13 protein-coding genes are annotated in these 15,611 nt (G+C 62.1%); 8 read left to right on the top strand and 5 right to left on the bottom strand.

Annotation, left to right across the window (positions count from 1 at the left end; all coding sequences use genetic code 11):
- Positions 1–23 precede the first annotated feature (23 nt).
- The 5 genes from AAFH49_RS02615 to AAFH49_RS02595 all read left to right on the top strand — a co-directional run bounded on the left by AAFH49_RS02615 (position 24) and on the right by AAFH49_RS02595 (position 5,271).
- Complete coding sequence (locus tag AAFH49_RS02615; RefSeq protein ID WP_342295796.1) at positions 24–920, top strand: glycosyltransferase; 897 nt, start codon at positions 24–26, stop codon at positions 918–920.
- A gap of 85 nt (positions 921–1,005) precedes the next feature.
- Complete coding sequence (locus tag AAFH49_RS02610; RefSeq protein WP_342295794.1) at positions 1,006–2,115, top strand: DegT/DnrJ/EryC1/StrS family aminotransferase; 1,110 nt, start codon at positions 1,006–1,008, stop codon at positions 2,113–2,115.
- Between the two features lie 9 nt (positions 2,116–2,124).
- The gene (locus AAFH49_RS02605; RefSeq protein ID WP_342295792.1) at positions 2,125–3,183 is read left to right on the top strand and encodes a Gfo/Idh/MocA family protein; all 1,059 of its coding nucleotides are present in this window, start codon (positions 2,125–2,127) and stop codon (positions 3,181–3,183) included.
- Between the two features lie 6 nt (positions 3,184–3,189).
- The gene (locus tag AAFH49_RS02600; protein ID WP_342295790.1) at positions 3,190–4,692 is read left to right on the top strand and encodes a DUF6056 family protein; all 1,503 of its coding nucleotides are present in this window, start codon (positions 3,190–3,192) and stop codon (positions 4,690–4,692) included.
- Between the two features lie 111 nt (positions 4,693–4,803).
- Positions 4,804–5,271 carry a hypothetical protein gene (locus AAFH49_RS02595; RefSeq protein WP_342295788.1) on the top strand — a complete coding sequence of 156 codons (468 nt, stop codon included), beginning with the start codon at positions 4,804–4,806 and terminating at the stop codon, positions 5,269–5,271.
- A 105-nt stretch (positions 5,272–5,376) separates the two neighbouring features.
- Here AAFH49_RS02595 and AAFH49_RS02590 read toward each other — a convergent pair whose 3' ends face one another.
- Entirely contained in the window at positions 5,377–6,327 is a 951-nt protein-coding gene (locus AAFH49_RS02590; protein ID WP_342295786.1) for a DUF3078 domain-containing protein, read from the bottom strand.
- A 178-nt stretch (positions 6,328–6,505) separates the two neighbouring features.
- On the opposite strand from AAFH49_RS02590, the gene AAFH49_RS02585 reads away from it, so the two are divergent.
- The 3 genes from AAFH49_RS02585 to AAFH49_RS02575 are packed head-to-tail and all read left to right on the top strand — an operon-like array spanning position 6,506 to position 10,507.
- Positions 6,506–6,964, top strand: coding sequence for a BLUF domain-containing protein (locus AAFH49_RS02585; protein ID WP_342295785.1), 459 nt, complete (start codon positions 6,506–6,508; stop codon positions 6,962–6,964).
- 59 nt (positions 6,965–7,023) lie between these two features.
- Positions 7,024–10,044, top strand: a complete 3,021-nt coding sequence (locus tag AAFH49_RS02580; protein ID WP_342295783.1) for a PD-(D/E)XK nuclease family protein — start codon at positions 7,024–7,026, stop codon at positions 10,042–10,044.
- A gap of 10 nt (positions 10,045–10,054) precedes the next feature.
- Positions 10,055–10,507 carry a nucleoside deaminase gene (locus AAFH49_RS02575; protein WP_342295781.1) on the top strand — a complete coding sequence of 151 codons (453 nt, stop codon included), beginning with the start codon at positions 10,055–10,057 and terminating at the stop codon, positions 10,505–10,507.
- A gap of 160 nt (positions 10,508–10,667) precedes the next feature.
- Here AAFH49_RS02575 and AAFH49_RS02570 read toward each other — a convergent pair whose 3' ends face one another.
- From AAFH49_RS02570 to AAFH49_RS02555, 4 genes are all read right to left on the bottom strand, one after another.
- Positions 10,668–11,426: an enoyl-CoA hydratase/isomerase family protein gene (locus AAFH49_RS02570; RefSeq protein WP_342295779.1), complete on the bottom strand. Its 759-nt coding sequence runs from the start codon at positions 11,424–11,426 to the stop codon at positions 10,668–10,670.
- A 1-nt stretch (position 11,427) separates the two neighbouring features.
- Entirely contained in the window at positions 11,428–13,491 is a 2,064-nt protein-coding gene (paaZ, locus tag AAFH49_RS02565) for a phenylacetic acid degradation bifunctional protein PaaZ (protein WP_342295777.1), read from the bottom strand.
- 65 nt (positions 13,492–13,556) lie between these two features.
- A complete protein-coding gene (locus AAFH49_RS02560; protein ID WP_342295775.1) occupies positions 13,557–14,714 on the bottom strand; it encodes a 3-hydroxyacyl-CoA dehydrogenase NAD-binding domain-containing protein in 1,158 nt (385 codons plus the stop codon).
- Positions 14,711–15,496 carry an enoyl-CoA hydratase-related protein gene (locus tag AAFH49_RS02555; RefSeq protein WP_342295774.1) on the bottom strand — a complete coding sequence of 262 codons (786 nt, stop codon included), beginning with the start codon at positions 15,494–15,496 and terminating at the stop codon, positions 14,711–14,713. Before AAFH49_RS02555 ends, AAFH49_RS02560 begins: the two co-directional genes overlap by 4 nt.
- Positions 15,497–15,611: the final 115 nt, after the last annotated feature.

The following is a 15,611-nucleotide window of genomic DNA, read 5'->3' as shown; positions in this document are numbered from 1 at the left end:
CACCAAGCTGAATTATTTTACCGATGGCAGCAGCCGGCTTATCCGTTTTAATTCCGGTTTTTAATCGCGCCGTCAGGGAATTAATTCATTCGCTGCTCACCCAGATTTCCGACTGGCCCGGCCCGGTAGAAATTCTGCTGCTGGATGATTTTTCCAGTGAGGAATTCCGCCGGCTTAACCGGCCATTGGGCAACCTGCCCGGCGTGAACTACCGCGAACTGCCGCAGAATGTGGGCCGCGCCGCCATCCGCAACCAGCTGGCCGCCGTCGCGCAGCACGAGTGGCTACTGCTGCTGGACAACGACAGCCTGCTGCCCGACAATCAGTTCCTGGCCCGCTACACCATTGCGCTGGGGCGCGCCGCCGTGCTTATCGGCGGCACCGGCTACGAAAGCGCGCCACCCGCCGACCCCACCTTATACCTGCGCTGGCACTACGGCCAGGCCCGCGAAGCCCGGCCCGCTGCCGTGCGCCAGGCCGCGCCCTACGGCCAGCTTACCATTAATAATGCGTTGATTCGGGCCGATATTTTCCGGCGGTTTCCGCTCGATGAGCGCCTGACCGGCTACGGCCACGAGGATACCAAATTCGGCGTGGAGTTGGCGGCGGCTCGGGTCGCCATTCTACATCTCGATAACCCCGTGCTGCACGATGGGCTGGAGCCGGCCGCCGTGTTCCTAAAAAAAAGTGAGCAGGCCGTGCGCAACTTGGCCCAGGTGTACCGCCAGGATGGTTTGGGCACCGATTCGCGCCTGCTGCAAATGGCCCTGCGCCTGCGCCGGCTGGGGCTGGCCCCGGCGGCCCGGGCCACGCTGGGCGCGGCGGTGCCGGGGTTGCGCCGCCAGCTGCTCTCGGCCGCGCCGCGCCTGCCACTTCTCGATTTGCTGAAACTCTACTGGCTGCTGCGGGAGTTGGCCTGAGTTTGGTCGGTATCTTTGGCGACCCTCTTTTTCTGGCTCTGTTTTGATTCTTCCCGCCCCGCCCTCTCCTATTCAGTTACTCGATTTGGCGACCGAACACGCGGCCCTGCAACCGGCTTTGAACGAGGCCATGCGGGAGGTGCTGGATACGGCGGCTTTCATCCAGGGGCCGGCCGTGGGCCAGTTCGCGGCCGAGCTGGGCGAGTACCTGGGTGGTGCGCACATCATCCCCTGCGCCAACGGCACCGATGCCCTCACCCTGGCCCTAATGAGCCTGGAACTGCCGGCCGGGGCCGAAATCATCATCCCCGCCTTCACCTACGTGGCCACGCTGGAAGCCGCCGCTTTACTGGGCTTGAAACCAGTGCTGGTTGATTCGCTGCCTGATACGTTCAACATTGACCCGACTGCGGTGGAAGCGGCCATTACGCCACGCACCGGCGCTATCGTGGCCGTTCATCTATTCGGCCAATGTGCTGACTTGGAGGCCTTGCGCACGATATCCACCCGCCACGGCGTGGCCCTGATTGAAGATAATGCCCAAGCCATTGGCGCAACGTTTCAGTTCCAAAACGACGAAACGGCTTTTGCCGGCGCGGTGGGTGAAATCGGTACCACGTCCTTTTTCCCCTCCAAAAACCTGGGCGGCCTGGGCGACGGCGGCGCGCTCCTCACCCGCGATGCGGCCCGCGCGGCCCTGCTCCACCAGCTCGCCAACCACGGCCAGAGCCGCAAATACCACCACCAGCACATCGGCCTCAACTCCCGCCTCGACACCCTGCAAGCTGCCCTGCTGCGGGTGAAGCTGCGGCAACTGCCCGCCAACACGGCCGCCCGCCAGGCCGTAGCCGCCCGCTACGATGCGGCGCTGGCCGCTGTGCCCGGCATCATCATCCCGACCCGCGACCAGCGCAGCAGTCACGTTTTCCATCAGTACACCATTCAGGTGGAGGAAGCTGGCCGGCGCGATGAGCTGCAATTGTTTCTCCAGAAGTGCGGGGTGCCGACCATGATTTACTACCCGCTGCCGGTGCATGCGCAGGCGGCGTATGCCTACCTAGGCTACCGGGCGGGGCAGTTTCCGGTGGCGGAGCGGCTGTGCGAGGCGGTGCTATCGCTGCCCATTCATCCGCTGCTGACGGTGGAGCAGCAGGAATACGTCATCGGGCGCGTTGGGGCTTTCTTTGGGAATTAATTCGGTTTCGTGAGCAACTCTACCCCTGAAGTTCGTTTTGCCATTTGCGGCGTGGGCCACATCGGCCGCCGCCACGCGGCGCTGGTTTCACGCCACGAGGGTGCTGCGCTGGCGGCCCTGATTGATGTGCGCGCCGCCCTCCAGCCCGACCTTGCAGCCGAGTTTCCGGACGTGCCGTTCTTCGCTTCGCTGGACGAATACCTGCAAACCGGCCCCGCCGCCGACGTGCTTACCGTGGCCACGCCCAACGGCCTGCACGCCCCGCAGGCGGTGGCCGGCCTGCGCCACGGCCTGCACGTCGTCATCGAAAAGCCCATTGCCCTGCACAAGGCCGATGCCGAAACCATCGTGCACACGGCCTTGCAAACGGGCAAGCTGGTATTTGGCGTGATGCAAAACCGGTACTCGCCCCCGGCGGCCTGGCTGAAACAGGTGTACGACGAAGGCCGCCTGGGCCAGGTGTTTCTGGTGCAGCTGAACTGCTTCTGGAACCGTGATGCGCGCTACTACAAGCCCGGTGGCTGGAAGGGCACGCAGGCGCTGGACGGCGGCACGCTGTTCACCCAATTCAGTCATTTCGTTGATTTACTGTACTGGGTGTTTGGCGATATCACCAACATTTCGGCCCGGTTCCGCGACTTCACCCACGAAGGACTGACGGATTTTGAGGACAGCGGCCTCGTCACCTTTGACCTGCTGCGCGGCGGCAGCGGCACCCTCAGCTACAGCACCGCCGTGTGGGACCGCAATCTCGAAAGCTCCCTTACCGTTGTGGCCGAGCGCGGCAGCCTGCGCATCGCGGGCCAGTACATGGACAAGGTGGAGTATTGCCACCTCGAAAACTACCAGCTGCCCACGCTGCCCCCCACCAGCCCCGCCAACGACTACGGCCCTTTCCAGGGCTCGGCCGCCAACCACGTCCAGGTCATCGAAAACGTGGTGGATACCGTGCAGCGCCGCAGCTTCGCCACCACCAATGCGCTGGAAGGCCTGAAAGTGGTGGAGATAATTGAGCGGATTTACGCGCTGCGGCCAGCCGGCCCCGGTAGTATTTCCCGCGCTCACTAAGCACTTATGCCTTCCGCCCGCTACTCCGATTATACCATCAGCCCAAGGATGCGAGCGGGCCTGCGCTGGCTACTGGCCCACAAGCCGGCAGTGGTGTTTCTGACCTTGGCGGTACTCCTGCTGCCGTATCTGGCGCTGTGCGGGTACAACCAGCCGTTTTGGGACGACTATGGCAATGCGGCCTTGGCCCGCGACCGGGGCGCGCTGCCCGCCCTGCGCCACCTCTACACCACCTGGACCGGCCGCTACACCGCCGGGCTGTGGCTCACCGCCCTCAATCCGCTCACCTATGGCTGGGAAGCGGGCGTGCGCTGGTTTGCGCTGGCGTTGTTTGGGGCCACAGCGGGGGTGCAGGCGCTGGCCTTGCGCACTCTCACGGCCGCGCGCCTGGGCTGGGGCGCGGCGCTGGCGTGGTCGGGCGCGTGGCTGCAGGGGCAGCTGTACACCATGCCCAGCGTGAATTCCGGGTTTTATTGGTTTGCCAGTACCGTCACGTATCAGGTGGCTACGCTGCTGTTTGTATTGGTGCCGGTGGCGGTGCTGCGGGCAGGGCGGGCCCCCACTGCCCTGGGACGGGCGGCGTGGTATGGTGTGGCAGGCATGGCGGCGGTGGGCGTGGCGGGCTCTAATGAGCTGGCGCTGCTGCTGCTGCTGTGGCTGCTGGCCGTGCTCACGGCCGCAACCTGGCGGCGCGGCACGACCGGCAGCCGGCGGGCCTGGCTGGCCCTCCTGCTCCTCACGGCCGGGGCCGGCGCGGTAGCCGTGCTGGCCCCCGGCAACTTCGCCCGCATGGCCTACGAGACCAAGTCCGCGTCGCCGGGCATCGTGCACGTCATCGGGCGGGCCGTGGCGGTCACGGTCATGTTCCTGACCGAGCCCCGGCAACTCACGGCGCTGGTGGTGGCCCCTCTGCTGCTGGCGCGGCTGGGCTACCGCACCCGGCACTGGCGGCCCGCCGCGCTACGCCTGCCGCTGGCCTGGAGTTTGGGGATAGTGCTGGCCGGCTTGTTTGCCGCCTTGCTGCTGCTGAGCCGGACCTGGCAGGGCTACCCGGCCGTGCGCTCGCTCAATTTCCTGTGGTTTTGGCTGCTGAGCGGCTGGCTGGTGGCCTTGTGGGCCGCGCTGCCCGACCAGCTGAGCCCGGCGCAGGCCCGGCGGCGGCACTGGCTGGCTTCGCTCCGGTTACCCGCGCTGCTGTACGTGGTGCTGCTGGCCAGCGGCGGCACCGAGCGCAACGCGTGGCGGGAGTGGCTGGAAAACGCGGCCTCCTGGAAAGCCCAAAACGAGGCCCGCGCCGCCACCATCCGGGCGGCGCGGGCCCGGGGGCAGCGCACGGTGGTGGTCGAAGGTTTCCAGAACCTGCTGCCACACCACATCCTGGTGCTGGGCGAGCCGCTGGGAACCAATCCCGCTTCCCACCTCAACCGCGCCGTGGCCGACTGGTACCAGGTGGATTCGCTGCGCGTGAGCACGCCCTACCTGGATGGCTTTGATGTGAACGTTCATTAACCCACAACAGGAGTTATAGTGCCGCAACGCAGCTTCCCTGTGAGTCCTGAAAGTGGTGAGGATAATTGAGCAGATTTACGACCTGCGGTAACTCTCTAAAATAAATATCTTATGAAATGGAAATTCGCATTTCTGTTCTCGCTTATTTCATTTATAACTTTTGACAAATGGTGGTATGCGTTGGTAGTTGATGGAACTGACGAATTTTTATACGGATTTCCATTGCCTTATACTTGCAGAGGATTCCACACTTCAATGTCTGAGCAATTTTTCTTGATTGAATTTCTAATTGACTTTGCATTATGCTTTTTATTCTGGGTGACAGTAGTTCTTGCAATCACCCGATTAAATCTGAACTGCACTGAAAGGATTCAGAAAATCGCGCTTACGGTCATTTCAATACCAACAATTATTGTGGCAGGAATATCTATGCTTTATTTACTAAACCCTGACAATTTATTTTATTTTAAAAGACCGTTTAATATAGAAATTATGGAAACGGGATATAAGTTTGTTTGGAATACGATGGCTCGTCCAGATTATTTCAAATACCATCCTGAACAGAAGCCTCGGAAGTAATTATGCTGATGGGGTTTTTCAATGCGCACTAGACTAGGCCCCCACCAAAAAGCGCCGGAACCTCCCGGTCCCGGCGCTTCTTAAGTAGCGAAAGTTTCACCATAGCTACTTCTTCGCGTCCACGAAGTTCTGGAAGGCGTAGGCCACCCCGATGGTGAGGCCCTGCGAGTACTGAATGCTGTGGTCCTGGTCGTAGTCGTAGAGGGCGATGCCGTTGAGGGCCACGTTCACGTATTTGCCCACTTTGGCCGTGAAGGCCACGTCGAGGCGGTGGTCGATTTCCTTAAAATTGAGGTGCTCGTAGTTGGCGAACAGCACGTAGCGGGCCTTGAAGTTGACGTTGGGGCTGATGTTGCGGTCGTATTCGGCCAGCACCTGCGCGGCCAATACTTCGAAGCGGGTGCTGTGGCCGGGGTTCACGCCGTAGGGCCTGTCGCCGAGGGCGGCCACGAAACGGTCGACGCGGTTGACCACCGTGAGGCGCGGGGCAAAGGGCGAAAGGCGCACGTGGAAGTAGGTGGTGGGGTGGTATTCAAAGCCATAGGCCGCCGTGATGAAGGCCGGCGCGAAGGAATCGGAGGTGAGCTGGGCGCGGGCATTGCCGGCGGCATCGGTGTCGTACTTGTAGCCGGGGGCGAACTGCGAGAGCAGGTTCAGCGACAGAAACATGTCCCAGCGCTCATTGATGGCGCGGCCGTATTTGGTGTCGAGGTAGAGGCGGTCCTGGCCCTTGCGGTAACCCAGGCCCGTGGTTTGGGAGAAGGCAAAGAGCATATCGGCCTCGTTGTCGAAGCTGTGGATGCCGCTTTTGCGGTTGGCCTTGGCGTTGAACAGGGCGTTGAATCCGACGGTGTTGGCCCCGCCGCCGCGCCAGTTGCTGCTGAGGACGGCTTCGTTGAGGCCGAGGCCGGTTTTGATGGACTTATGCCAGAGCGGGTCGGGCGTGGCCGGCGGCGCGGGGGCCGGAATGACGGCGGGCGTGGTCTGGGCCACGGCGGCGGGGGTGGCCAGGGCCAGCGCCAGGGCGGCCAGGGGCAGGAGGACAAGCTGTTTCATGGCAGGAGAAGGTTGGTTGAGTAAGTAAATAACGGCGTTTTGGCGGGTTAATAATTACTCCATTAGCAAGCTCATCATTACATAAACTCTTCTATTTACCTATATTTCTGACCTAAGAGCAGATTGCCGTTGTTCCATGACATTGGAGAGTCATTTTTTCACCCTTCAGTCGAAGCGCATGAGCCTGTACCAACTCATTTATCAAAGCCAGTCGCTGGTGCCCTTCGACACGCCGGAGCTCGTCGCCCTGCTCACGCAATGCCGCACCAACAACCTGCGCGACGGCATCACCGGCCTGCTGCTCTACACCCCCGACGGCCGGTTTCTGCAAGTGCTGGAAGGCTCGTCCGAGGCCGTGCGGCGGCTCTATTACCAACACATTGCCGTCGACCCACGCCATTTCAGCTGCCGGGTGCTCAGCGAAGGCCCCTGCCAGCACCGCGCCTTTGCCGAGTGGAGCATGGGGTTCCGCGTGGCCCAGCCGCAGCACCTGCGCACCCTGCTGGGCTACGTGGCCCCCGATTCGCCGGGCCTGCTGGTACCGCGCCCCCACACCCGCCCCGAGCTGCTGGCCCTGCTGCGCGATTTCGTGTCCCAGTGCCAGGAGGAGTCCTGGGTGGAGCACCCGCGCCTCTAGCCCGGCGGCGGGCCGGGGCCGGCATTCGCGCTCCGGCTGGGGCTGGTATCTTTACCCCGATGCCTGTTCCGCCCGCCCCCTACCCCCTTGCTGCCCCGGCCATACCGGGCACGGCCCCCATTTCCTTTCTGGCCGCCACCGCCCGCGAGCTGCTGGACCGCTACGGCTCCGGCCCCACCGATGAACTGTCCGACATCGTGGTGATAGTGCCCACGCGCCGCGCCGTGGTATATTTGAAGAATGAATTGGCGCTGGCCCTGCCCGGCGGCGAGCCGCTATGGGCACCCCGCGTGGCCGCCATGGAAGACTACATGGTGGAGCTGGCCGGCGTGCAGGTGGAGGAGCCCATTGCCCTGCAATTGCTGCTGTATGACATCCTGAAAGGCATCGACACCGGGCTTGATTTCGACAAATTCGTGGGCTGGGCCAGCATGCTGCTCAGCGACTTCTCCAACCTCGACCAGAACCTGGCCGACACCCACAAGGTCTTCGAATACCTGAGCGAAGCCAAGGCCCTGGAGCGCTGGGACCTGGCCGAGCTGCCGCCCAAAAGCCAGGCCGCCGCGCACTCCTTCAGCTTCTGGAACCAGCTGGAGCGGGTGTACCACGAGCTGCTGCGCCGCATGAAGGCCAACCACCTCGCCTACCCCGGCCTGGCCTACCGCCTGGCCGTGCAGAAGCTCGAAAAGTCCCTGAAAGACCCGGCCAAACCTGCGCCGGCCATGCACGTTTTTGTGGGTTTGGGCAATTTGTCGAAGTCGGAAGAGAAGCTGATACGCCTGCTGATGAATGCCGGCCGGGCCGAAATCCGCTTCGATGCCGACCCGTTTTATTTGGAAGCCCGCTCGCCCAACCGGGCCGGCCAGCACCTGCGCCGCTACTTCGAGCAGTGGAAACTGCCGCTGGATAATTTCGGCGGGGGTGTGGAATGGCTGCGCGGTATGCCCCACCACATCCGCTACCTCGGCGTGGCCAACCCCAGCATGCAGGGCAAGCTGGCCGGCCAGCTCCTGGCCGAAGCCCGCCAACGCTACCCCGACGCCACCGTGGCCGTGGTGCTGCCCGACGAAACCCTGCTCCTGCCCGTGCTCCACGGCCTGCCGCCCGACGAGGTGCCCGACTACAACGTGACCATGGGCCTGAGCTTCCAAGCCACGCCGCTGTTCAACCTGGTCGATTTGCTGTTTGAAGTCCACCTCACCGGCATCCGCGAAGGCAGCCAGGAAACCGGTTACGGCGTGCCGCGCTACCACCATCTGGCCGTGACCAAGCTGCTGAGCCACCCCTTCCTGCGCCGCTACCAACACTGGCAGGACCAGCAGGCCGACCAGCCCCAGTACCACGGCATTCTGGACCAGATTTGCCGCGAAATCGTGCGCCTCAACGCCGTGCTCCTGCCCGCCGAGGAGCTGCTGAAGCTCGGGGCGCACCACCCGCTCATCGAGGCCCTGTTCAAAACCTGGGACAACTGCGACGACATCATCGCCGCCTGCTACACCGTCATCGACCTGCTGCGCCAGGTCTACGCTGCCGAAGTGGCCGACACCGACCGCGAAGCCAGCCTCGGGGCCGAGTACCTGTACCTGTTCTACACCCTCGTCAAGCAGCTCGATTCGGCTTTCGACTGCCGCGAGCAGCGCCTGTCGGTGCGCTCGTTCCGCCGCTTCCTGTATGAGCAGATGGGCCGCACCCGCCTCCCCTTCTCCGGCGAGCCCCTGGCCGACGTGCAGGTAATGGGCCTGCTCGAAACCCGCGCCCTGGATTTCGACCACCTCATCATTCTCAGCTGCAACGAGGGCGTGCTGCCCGCGCCCAAGCGCCAGCAGTCGCTGTTCCCATACGACGTCCTCACGGCGGCCAACCTCCCAACTTACGCCGATGCGGAGGCCATCACGGCCTACAACTTCTGGCGCCTGCTGCAACGGGCGCAGCGCGTGGATTTGGTGCACGTCCTGCCCGGGGCCGAGGGCATGAAAAGCGGCGAGCGCAGCCGCTTCCTGCTGCAATTACAGAACGATTTATTGCCCCAAAACCCGCAGCTTACGCTGGAAGATTTGACCGTTTCGGTAGCCGGGCCGGAGGTCGAAGTCGGTGTTAATCCCTACGAAGGCGACCTGGTTCTGGAGAAAGACCCCGAAATGCTGGCCGCCCTGCGCGGCGTGCTGGAGCGCAACATCTCCCCCTCGCGCCTCAACGATTTCATGGCCTGCTCGCTACGTTTCTACTTCTCCAAAGTGGCCCGCTTCCACGAAAACGACGCCGTGGAGGAGACACTGGAAGCCAGCAGCTTTGGCACCATGATACACGAGGCGCTGGAAAACCTGATGCTGCCCTTCCATCAGGATGCCCGCCAGATTACGGCCGATGACATTCCCGAGCTCATCAAGCAAGCGCCAGCCGAAGTTCAAAAAGCCCTGCGCCAGGAAGCCACCGAAAAGCATGCCCGCGCCGACGAAGGGTTGAACCACGTCTACGGCCAGGTAGCAACCCGCCTGGTGGTGCGCCTGCTGGAAAGCATGACCGAACAGCCCGGCCTACTTCCCATCCGCCTGTTCGGGCTGGAAAAGGAGCTGGCCGCCACCGTTTTCGTGGATGTACCGGGCCAGTCGGAGCCGCTAGCCGTGCGCCTCTTCGGCTTCGCCGACCGCGTGGACGAGTTGCCCGACGGCCGCCTGCGCGTGGTAGATTACAAGTCCGGCCTCGTGAAAAAGAGCGACCTCCAGCTGCGCGGCTACCGCGACAAGCTCAGCCCCGCCGAAGCCATCGACCGCCTCCTGCACGAGCCCAGCAGCAGCGCCGACAAAGTGCGCCAGCTCTGGCTCTACCGCCTCATGCTGGCCCACACGGTGCAGCGCGAAACCGCCGAAACCGCCATCCTCTCGCTCCGCAACATCGACGAAGGCCTGCTCTCCGCCGACCTCAGCTTCCTCACCGAAGGCGGCGAAGACTTCGTAGCCGTTTCCGAGGACTTAGTGCGTAAAATTGCCCTGCGCATCCTCGACCCCGCCGAGCCCATCCGCAAAACCGACGACTTCACCAAGTGCGAATACTGCCCTTACAAAGGCATCTGCGCACGCTAACCTCCCACCCATGCAAGACCAGAAAACCAAAGACGAATTCATGCAAGCTGCCATCGACGAAGCCCGCCTGGGCCGCTCGCAGGGCGGCATTCCCATCGGCTCCGTGCTCGTGCGCGATGGCAAAATCATCGGCCAGGGCCACAACAAGCGCGTGCAGGAAGACAGCGCCATCAAACATGGCGAGATGGACTGCCTGACCAACGCCGGCCGCCAGCGCAGCTACCGCGACACCGTCATCTACACCACCCTGATGCCTTGCTACATGTGTGCCGGCACCATCGTGCAGTTCAAAATCCCCAAGGTGATGGTGGGCGAGTCGCGCACCTTCGGCGAGTCGCGGGCCTTTCTCGAAAGCCACGGCGTAGAAGTGGTCGACTGCGATTTGCAGGAGTGCGTGGATATGATGAACGAGTTCATCGAAGCCGAGCCCACGCTCTGGAACGAGGATATTATGGAGCTGTAAGGCTCCTTCAAAGCCAAACAGAGAATGGTCATGCTGAGCGCAGCCGAAGCATCTCTACCGTGTAACTATTTCTTTTAGATTGAATTAGTATTGCGGTAGAGATGCTTCGGCTACGCTCAGCATGACCGTTCTTCTTTCGTTCGGTTTCCGTTCAACGGCGCTACTTCCGCAGCACCCGCCGCGTGAAATCCGACAACACCAGCGTCCCGCTGATGCCGGCGCGCTCAGTCAGCAGCGTGTCCCAATGCTCGGTGCCCTGCCAGAAAACCTGCTTCATCGCCTGGGTAGCATCCGGCGCATAAGCCGCCATTTTAGCCGCAAAAGCAGCTACCGCAGCATCTAAGGCGGCCACATCCTCCACCACTTCGGCGTATAAACCTTTCTCCTTAGCCCAAGCGGCGGAGCGGAATTCGCCCGCATCCAGCGCCAGCTGCTGAAACGCTGACGTGCCAATCTTGCGCTCCACGGCCGGCCCCACCACAAATGGACCGATGCCCACGGCCAGCTCGCTCAGCTTCACGGCCGCGTGCTGGGTGGCGAAGCAGTAGTCCGTAGCGGCAGCCACGCCCACGCCGCCGCCCACGGCCTTGCCCTGCACCCGGCCGATAATGATTTTTGGCGCGGTGCGGCAGGCATTAATAACCCGCGCAAAGCCGGAGAAAAATTCCAGCCCCTGCTCTTTGGTTTCAATCGTCAGCAGCTCATCGAAGCTGGCCCCGGCGCAGAAGGTGCGGTCACCCTCGCTTTTCAAAACAATGACTTTCGTAGCCTCATCCTGCCCGGCGCGATTAATTGCCTGAGCCAAATCGTTCAGCACGCGGCTGGGCAGGGAATTGTGCGAAGGGTGAAAAAAGGTGATGGTGGTGATGCCAGCGGCATCGGTTTCGGCCGCAACGTGGCCGGCGGTGAGGGTGCTCATATTATTCCTGATTCTTCTTTTTTACCATCGTCAAAATCGTCGCTACGGCCACCGTTTCGCTGGTTTCGTCGGTCACTGTTACCAGCCAGCGCACGATGCCTTTGGCGATGTCATTTTCGTCGCGCTTTTCCTGGCCGACTTTCTCCTTCACCGTCAGCTTCACTCCGATGGTGGTGCCGGGGTACACCGGCTTGGTGAAGCGGCACTCATCGAGGCCGTAGTTCAGCAGCACGGGGCCTTTGCGCGGGTCCACGAACATGCCGGCGGCTTTCGACAGCACGTAGTAGCCGTGGGCCACGCGGCCGGTGAAGAGCGTGCCTTCCAGTGAAGTAGCATCGACGTGGGCGTAGAAATTATCACCCGAAATTCCGGCGAAGGCGCTGATATCGGCCTCCGTCACGGTGTGTTTATGGGTGGTGTAGGTTTCCCCGATTTCCAGTTCCTCGAAGTATTTCTGGAACGGATGCTTGTCGTATTCCACCTGCTTCGCGCCGGTCTGGTACACCTCCGTGATGGCCGTAATCATGCTCGGCGAACCTTGCAAAGCCACGCGCTGCATGAAGTGTTCCACGCCTCGGATGCCGCCCATTTCCTGCCCGCCGCCGGCCCGGCCCGGTCCGCCGTGGATGAGCTGCGGCAGCGGCGAGCCGTGGCCGGTGCTTTCCTTCGCCATCTCGTTATTCAGCACCAAGATGCGGCCGTGGTGTGTAGCAGCGCCCAGCACGAACTCCTGCGCCGTGCGCGGGTCATTCGTCGCCAGCGAGCACACCAGCGAGCCTTTGCCCATGTTGGCCAGCGTCACGGCCTCGGCCACGTCGTGGTAGGGCATCAGCGTGACAACCGGGCCGAAGGCTTCGATTTCGTGGCTGTCGAGGTACTTGAATGGCTCCTTATTCAGCAGCACGATGGGTGAGGTGAACGCGCCTTTGGTATAATCAGCGCCGCGTTCCTTGCCCAGCAATTCCACGTTATCGAGGTTGCCGTACACGATGGGCGTGTTTTGGGCCAGGTGCCGCACCCGCTCGCGGAATATGTCGGCCTGGGCCCGGCCGGCCAGTGCGCCCATCCGCACGCCCTCGGCCTGCGGGTGGCCTACTGTCGTCTGCCCCAACAGCTTGCCCAAGGCAATTTGCACATCCTCCAGCAGGTTTTCGGGCACGATGGCGCGGCGGATGGCGGTGCATTTCTGCCCGCACTTGGCCGTCATCTCCTTGCGGATTTCCTTCACGAACAAGTCAAATTCCGGCGTGCCGGGTTTCGCATCGGGTCCCAGCACGGCGGCGTTCAGCGAGTCGGCCTCCATCGTGAATGGCACGGCTTCCTCGATGATGCGCGGATGGGCCCGCAGCTTGCGACCCGTTGCGGCCGAGCCAGTGAATGTCACCACATCCTGATACGTAACGTGGTCGAGCAGGCCCTGGCCCGAACCCACCACTAACTGCAATGCACCCTCGGGAAGAATGCCGGAGGCGATGATTTCGCGCACCACAGCCTCCGTGAGGTAGGCCGAAGGCACGGCGGGCTTCACCACGGCGGGCATGCCGGCCAGCAGGTTCACCGCAATTTTCTCCAGCATGCCCCAGATGGGGAAGTTATAGGCGTTGATGTGCACGGCTACGCCCTCGCGGGGCACCAGCAGATGTTGGGCCATGAAAGTGCCGCCCTTGCTCAGACCAACTGGCTCGCCTTCTACATAGAAAGGCTTGTCGGGAAACTTGCGCCGCAGCGAGGCATTAGCAAACAGATTGCCGATACCACCCTCAATGTCAATCCAAGAATCGGCCCGCGTTGCGCCCGAGCGGTAGCTCAGCTCGTAAAAAATCTCCTTCTTTTCCTGCAAGTGAAAAGCCAGTGCCTTCAGCATCCGGCCCCGCTCGTGGAAAGTCATTTTACGCAGCTTGGGGTTGCCCACGCGACGGCCGTAGTCCAGAATTTTCTCGAAGTCGAAGCCTTCCGTATTGGCCAGGGCGATGACTTCGCCGGTGCTGGCATCGAGCAGCTCCTGGGGCGAATTGCCGCCGGTGGTCCAGCGGCCGAGGGTGTAGTTTTCGAGGGTGGGAGTCATAGCAGGTAGCGCGTGCTTTAGCTTGCGCCGGTAAAGAGTTTAAGATGAACAAGCTAAAGCATGTTCTACAGAAATAACTGCCCTTCGCGCACCTTGCGGCGTAGCAGCGGGCTGGCGCGGTACCGGTCTTCGTGGTACTCGGCGTAGAGGTCGTCGAGGGTGGCCAGCACGGTGGCAGGGCCCAGCTCGTCGGCCCAGGCCAGCAGGCCTTTTGGGTAGTTTACGCCCTTGGTCATGGCCAACTCCAGGTCGGCGGCCGAGGCCACGTTCAGGGCCAGCGCGTCCACGGCTTCGTTGATGAGCATGGCCACAATGCGGCTCACTATCTGGCGGCCCAAAGTTTTGTCGCGGGTGGGCTCAGGTTGCGCGGCATCAGCAGCGTAACTGTAGAAGCCGCGGCCCGATTTCCGACCATAATACCCTGCCTCAAAAAGCCGCTTTTGCGAGAATGAAGGCTTGAAGCGCGGGTCGTAGAAAAAGGCGGTAAACACGGATTCCGTCACGCGGTAGTTCACGTCGTGGCCGATGAAATCCATCAGCGCAAACGGGCCCATGCGGAAGCCACCCAGCTCGGTCATGGCCCAGTCGATGGTCGCCATGTCGGCAATGCCTTCCTCCATGATGCGGATGGCCTCGCCATAAAACGGCCGCGCCACCCGGTTCACGATGAAGCCCGGCGTGTCCTGCGTCAGCACCGGCAGCTTGTTCCAGCTAGCTACCAGTCCTTTGATTTCTTCGGCCAAACCCGCCCGCGTCTGCACGGCCGGAATCACCTCCACCAGTTGCATAATCGGGGCCGGGTTGAAAAAATGGATGCCCACAAACCGCTCCGGCCGCTGGCAGGCCGCCGCAATCGAAGTCAGCGACAGCGACGACGTATTGCTGGCCAGCACACAATCAGTCGAAACCACGCCTTCGAGCTTGCGGAAAAGCTGCTGCTTTACTCCCAAATCCTCCACAATGGCTTCGATAACGAGGTCGCAATCTGCGAAATCCTGCATGTCGGAGGTGGCGTGAAGGCGACCGCCGGCCGCTTCCGCCGCCTCGCTGGTCAGCTTGCCTTTCGCGGCCAGCTTATTCAGATTATCCTGAATGCCGGAAACGGCCCGCTCAAGCGCGCCAGAGTGCTGGTCGAGCAAACGCACGGTATGCCCAGCCGTGGCCACTACCTGGGCAATGCCCGCGCCCATGGCCCCGCAACCGATAATGCCGACAGTTTTCATTGGCCAGTGAACGTGGGTTGGCGTTTTCCGAGGAAGGCGGCGACGCCTTCGCGGTAGTCGGTGGTGTTGCCGGCGCGGAGCTGGTAGTCACCCTCGGCGCGCAGCTGCTGGGCCACATCGTTGGCAAACGTGCTGTTCAATAGCTGCTTGGTATAAGCCAAGCCCTTGGTGGGCATGGCGGCCAGTTTGCGCACCAGTGCCGCCACGTCCTGGTCGAAGGTTTCGTCGGCGAAGGCTTTGTAAATCATACCCATCTGCACGGCTTCGGCGGCGCTCACTTTGTCGCCGGTCATCATCAGCGCACTAGCCCGCTGCATGCCAATGAGGCGCGGCAGGAAATACGTCCCGCCGCTGTCTGGAATCAACCCAATCTTGCTGAACGCCTGAATGAACGAAGCTGATTCTTTGGCTACTACAATGTCGCAAGCTAGGGCAATGTTGGCACCCGCGCCGGCCGCCACGCCGTTCACGGCCGCCACCACCGGCTTGTCCAACTCCCGAATCAACAGGATAATCGGGTTATAATGCTTCTCCACGATTTCCGCCACTTCCGGGCTATCCGGCCCGGTGATTTCGGCCAAATCCTGCCCCGCGCAAAAAGCCCGTCCGGTGCCCGTGATGAGCACGGCCCGCACGGAAGCATCAGCCTGGCAGTCGCGCAAATGCTGCTGAAACGCCAACGCCAGTGGCTTATTCACGCTATTAAACACCTCGGGCCGGTTGAGGCGGATGGTGGCAACGCCGTTTTCCAGCGAAAAAATCAGGGGGTCGTTTTCGGGCATAAGGAGGAGGGTGGAAATTGAACGATGTAGAGACGCGACCCTTCGCGTCTCCTCGTTGCTGATGTTGTTAGGGCTGCGCAGTTCTGCACGGTTCCAGTCGTTCAACGCCGAGACG

It is taken from the genome of Hymenobacter segetis, from assembly GCF_038448715.1.
Classification (GTDB): Bacteria; Bacteroidota; Bacteroidia; order Cytophagales; family Hymenobacteraceae; genus Hymenobacter; species Hymenobacter segetis.
Note: the sequence above shows the minus strand (reverse complement) of the source record. Positions and strands in the feature narration are given on the sequence as shown.

Coding starts and splice junctions, on each gene's coding strand:
- AAFH49_RS02615 (WP_342295796.1), top strand. CDS start 24: ATGGCAGCAGCCGGCTTATCCGTTTTAATTCCGGTTTTTAATCGCGCC.
- AAFH49_RS02580 (WP_342295783.1), top strand. CDS start 7,024: ATGCCTGTTCCGCCCGCCCCCTACCCCCTTGCTGCCCCGGCCATACCG.
- AAFH49_RS02560 (WP_342295775.1), bottom strand. CDS start 14,714: ATGAAAACTGTCGGCATTATCGGTTGCGGGGCCATGGGCGCGGGCATT.
- AAFH49_RS02555 (WP_342295774.1), bottom strand. CDS start 15,496: ATGCCCGAAAACGACCCCCTGATTTTTTCGCTGGAAAACGGCGTTGCC.
- AAFH49_RS02585 (WP_342295785.1), top strand. CDS start 6,506: ATGAGCCTGTACCAACTCATTTATCAAAGCCAGTCGCTGGTGCCCTTC.
- AAFH49_RS02590 (WP_342295786.1), bottom strand. CDS start 6,327: ATGAAACAGCTTGTCCTCCTGCCCCTGGCCGCCCTGGCGCTGGCCCTG.
- AAFH49_RS02595 (WP_342295788.1), top strand. CDS start 4,804: ATGAAATGGAAATTCGCATTTCTGTTCTCGCTTATTTCATTTATAACT.
- AAFH49_RS02575 (WP_342295781.1), top strand. CDS start 10,055: ATGCAAGACCAGAAAACCAAAGACGAATTCATGCAAGCTGCCATCGAC.
- AAFH49_RS02570 (WP_342295779.1), bottom strand. CDS start 11,426: ATGAGCACCCTCACCGCCGGCCACGTTGCGGCCGAAACCGATGCCGCT.
- paaZ (WP_342295777.1), bottom strand. CDS start 13,491: ATGACTCCCACCCTCGAAAACTACACCCTCGGCCGCTGGACCACCGGC.
- AAFH49_RS02600 (WP_342295790.1), top strand. CDS start 3,190: ATGCCTTCCGCCCGCTACTCCGATTATACCATCAGCCCAAGGATGCGA.